Origin of the sequence: Microbulbifer epialgicus, from assembly GCF_041447265.1 — a bacterium.
GTDB lineage: Bacteria > Pseudomonadota > Gammaproteobacteria > Pseudomonadales > Cellvibrionaceae > Microbulbifer > Microbulbifer epialgicus.
On sequence record NZ_JBGMEK010000165.1, the window covers coordinates 1 to 4,089 of the forward strand.

The window sequence follows — 4,089 nt, forward strand, 5'->3', positions numbered from 1 at the left end:
TTCACGGATGGAGAGGAAGCGACAACCACCGATCAGAGCGCTGCTTGATCAGACTGGCTAAACACCAGAATTGACAATAACTCCATCTTAGTCCCTAAGCTACTGATCATCATGATCATTAAAATTCTTGGCAATCTACGCCAATTTGTAATTTTCTTCTACCTAGCCAGCAAGTTTTAGGCATTCGGTAAGGTGCTTCCAGTCGCTTTCAGTGTGAAATAGTTGTAAGGCCGGTAAGCCTGGCCCACCACTTTGTATAAGCTGCGGTTTGCTCTTCCAGATAGTCATACTGGTCATAGACTTGCCACTGGCCTGGCAGTTTGTGCCCCAGCATAATTTCAGCGATATGAGGCTCGGTCAGGTCGGAAAAGTTTGTCCTCGCCGTCCTGCGCAAGTCGTGCACCGACCAGTGCTTCATCTCATAATCTCTGTGCCGGCGTAGCCACTGCATCAGGTTGTATGGCAGTGCCAGCGGCGCACCTTGGCCCATAGGCTTACCGCTGCCGCTGTTGTTGAACAGGTGCTTGCCTTCACCGCTCAACAGGAAAGCCTCTTTCAACAAGGGCTCAATCTCGGGAATGATGGGGCGTAACAGGTGCTTTTTGGTCGATTTGCCCATCTTGTGGTTAGCGGGCGGCACTGTCCAGATGCGTTTCTCAAAATCGAAGTGCTCTTTCTCGCTTACGCGTAACTCGCCATTGCGGCAGCCATAGAACAGGCACAGCTTAAGAAAGATCTTATTCTTCGGTGCCATGCGCGAGTTTTCCATGGCCAGCCACATCATGCTGATTTCGTCCGGGCTCAGTGAGCGGGTACCGGTGCCTTTCTTGATACGCAAATCTTCCGTTGCGTTGATATTGGCAATGGGGTTGCTAGTGATCAGCCTGCGTCGCACGCCCCACTTCAGCATTTGCTTGGCATTGGTCAGGATGCGATCGGCAATACCTGGGGTGGCCTGTGCCCGCTTCTCCAACAGGGCCAGCCACTCGTGAAGAGTGACTTCTTCGGCAGGTAGGTGGCCAACGGCTGGGAATACGTACAACTGAAAAGAGCGTAGGATTCCATAGTGGCCCTTTTTGTTTTCCTTGCAGTAGGAGTGATACCACTGCAGGAAAAGCTCTTCTAACGAGTCCGCATTAATGATCGCTTGTTTTTCAAGCTGCTTCACTACTCTGGGATCGTAGCCCTGCTCAAGTTTCCCCTTCAAGCGCAGCCCCTCGCTCCTGGCATTCTTGAGTGTCATTAGTGGATAGGAGCCGAGGTCAACGCGCGCGGGTTTGCCTTCGTAGCGGTAACGTAGCTGGAAGGTGATTTTCCCCTGGGGCGTAACGCGCACGCTGAGGCCATCCCGGTCAGCCTTTTCGATTCGCTTTTCCCTCTTCTTCCCTGTGTTGGCCTTCAGCCAAGTGTCAGACAGCGCCATGACAACCTCCTTGTGTACACATTTTTAAAGGCTAACAAAAAGCCGATTTGTGTACACGCCTATGTACACATTTTTTGCGGCTGAGGTTGGTTTTGGGTGACTAAAGCTGTCGCGGGTGAAAGACTTTAAAAGTAAGGTTTTATAGGGGGGTTGCTGGTTTTTTGTCGTAGCTTGTCAGACTGTGACAGCGGGTAATTTATAGGGGTGAGAAATGATGGCGAAGGTGCGGCAGCCGGCAAAGCCCGCCAGGGAAGAACTCTGCCCCATACTTTAAGATTCGATTACTCGATATATAGGAAGAAAAACAGGCTCGCATTATACACGCCGGTGCTGCCTCGAGGGTGGGGTATACTGCGAAATCAAGCTCTATGAGTGGGCTAAATAAGCGATTTTTAACGTGTCAAAGGGCGGGCCAGCAAAGCCGGCTTTCCTGGACATCTTTTTGAATGAAATCGACTTTTCAGTCGAGTCAATACTTGGATGGGTTGCGACAGTCCACCGGCGTGCTGCTGGAAAACGACTGGCAATCCTGTTTGCAAAGGGGGATCTATGAGTCAGGACAGGTTGCAGGCGTTGCGTGGTGAGCTCAAGCGGCAGGGGGTGGAGGCCTTCCTGGTTCCCCGCGCCGATGAATACCAGAATGAGTATGTACCCGCCGCCGATGAGCGACTGTCCTGGATAACTGGTTTTACCGGGTCCGCCGGTATGGCGGTAATCAGTCAGCGGGAAGCCGCTCTGTTTGTCGATGGACGCTATACATTACAGGGAGAGCAGCAGATAGGGGATCAACCCATTGAGCTGGAAAATCTTGATGGTCAGGCTATTGCTGCTTGGGTTTGCGATCAATTACGTGAAGGACAGTCGCTGGGCTTCGATCCACGTCTACATACCGAACCTGGATTGGCGCTGCTGAAAAAGCGCCTGGCCGAGAGGGATATCTCTCTCCGACCACTGGAACAAAACCCAATAGATGCAGTTTGGCGAGATCGGCCTCAGCCTCCCTGTGGAGCCGCGCGTCCACACCCATTGGTATTTACCGGGGAGCACTCCAGCGAAAAGCGCCAGCGTATAGCTGAATTACTGGCGGAAAAACGTGTAGATGCTCTTTGGCTGCCCAACCCCGAAAGCTGCGCTTGGCTTTTTAATATCCGCGGTGACGATATTCCCCACCTCCCCGTTGCCCTGGCTAATGGGGTGCTATACCGGGATGGCAGTGCCACCCTGTACCTGGCCGAGCAGGCTATTGGTGAAGGGTTGTTAGAACACCTGGATCACGAAGTGACACTGGTGTCAGAAAAAGGGCAGTTGTTCGAAGACTTGCGCCGTCGCCATGTAAATAAAATTTGGGTAGATGCCTCAATAAGCAACTGCTGGACCCTGCAGCAACTGCGCGATCTGGATTTACAGCTGTTACTGGAGCGAGATCCGGTGATTGGGGCTAAGGCTTGTAAAAATTCTGTGGAGCTGGCCGGTTCTAAGGCAGCCCATGAGCGCGATGGCGCGGCATTGTGTGAGTTTCTGTGCGAGTTACCCAGCGCGGTTCAAAATGGCCTCGATGAACTGTCTGCGGTGCAACTGCTGTATAGCAAGCGCGAGGAGCGCGAGGGTTTCCGCGGAAATAGTTTTGAAACTATCTCGGGCTACGGGCCCAATGGCGCTATTGTGCACTACCGGGTGAGTGAGCAATCCAGCTTGACGATAAAACCGGAGAGTATTTACCTGTGTGATTCCGGAGCCCAGTACCCGGATGGCACCACTGACGTCACTCGTACAGTGGCTCTGGGGGAATTCCCGGCACTTGCGCGGGATCACTTTACCCGAGTGCTCAAGGGCCATATTGCCATTGCCACTCTACGTTTTCCGCGAGGGACCTGCGGAGAGCAAATAGATGCTATCGCACGACGCTCACTGTGGGAGGTAGGCCTGGATTATGCGCATGGAACTGGCCATGGAGTTGGCAGTTTTCTGAGTGTGCATGAAGGGCCACAACGAATCGGTAAAATGGCTACTGGAGTTGCCTTGCAACCGGGGATGATTCTTTCCAATGAGCCGGGTTTTTATCTTACCGGCCAGTACGGGATTCGTATTGAAAACCTAGTTTTTGTCAAAGAGAGCACAGACTATATTGGTTTTCTGGAATTCGAGGAGCTAACACTAGCACCAATCGACCGCAAGTTGATTGATGTTGAGCTGCTGACTGAAAAGGAGCGGGATTGGCTCAATCGTTATCACCAGCGGGTGCGCGAAGTCATTATGCCGCTGGTCAATGACAAGACCGGCCAATGGCTGTATGGGGCTACCGAGGCTCTTTGATTTTTTGGGGGCTGCGGGTGAACCCCCTAGCCACTAACTTACTAAAACGGGGAAGGAAAAAATACACTGGGCTCGGGACCGTATGAGGCATGGATGCCGATTACGAGCTTACAGGGATGTATTCACAGCGCGTCTCGAACGCAGTGTATTCTTTCCTTCTGACCCATTAGTAATATGTAGTTGACCCTGAAAAAAGTCTCCAGACGTTGTGGCACTAGGACTACGTGGATATATGACATAGCCATTTCGACCAGTTTTCGCTATTCTGATCCAAATTTCTGGTCGAAATGCTCAAGGATAATGATGCTCACGGACACCGATCAGTACCAACAAACCAGCTTTTTTGGCACCGA

2 protein-coding genes are annotated in these 4,089 nt (G+C 52.0%); one reads left to right on the forward strand and one right to left on the reverse strand.

Annotated features, from left to right (window positions below; translation table 11 throughout):
• Positions 1–208: 208 nt before the first annotated feature.
• Entirely contained in the window at positions 209–1,423 is a 1,215-nt protein-coding gene (locus ACCI49_RS23835) for a tyrosine-type recombinase/integrase (RefSeq protein WP_371841741.1), read from the reverse strand.
• A 549-nt stretch (positions 1,424–1,972) separates the two neighbouring features.
• Between ACCI49_RS23835 and ACCI49_RS23840 the strand changes: the two genes are divergently transcribed.
• Complete coding sequence (locus ACCI49_RS23840; protein WP_371841742.1) at positions 1,973–3,736, forward strand: aminopeptidase P family protein; 1,764 nt, start codon at positions 1,973–1,975, stop codon at positions 3,734–3,736.
• Positions 3,737–4,089: the final 353 nt, after the last annotated feature.

Excerpts from the sequence above, each read along its gene's own strand:
- ACCI49_RS23835 (WP_371841741.1), bottom strand. The coding sequence starts at position 1,423 with ATGGCGCTGTCTGACACTTGGCTGAAGGCCAACACAGGGAAGAAGAGG.
- ACCI49_RS23840 (WP_371841742.1), top strand. The coding sequence starts at position 1,973 with ATGAGTCAGGACAGGTTGCAGGCGTTGCGTGGTGAGCTCAAGCGGCAG.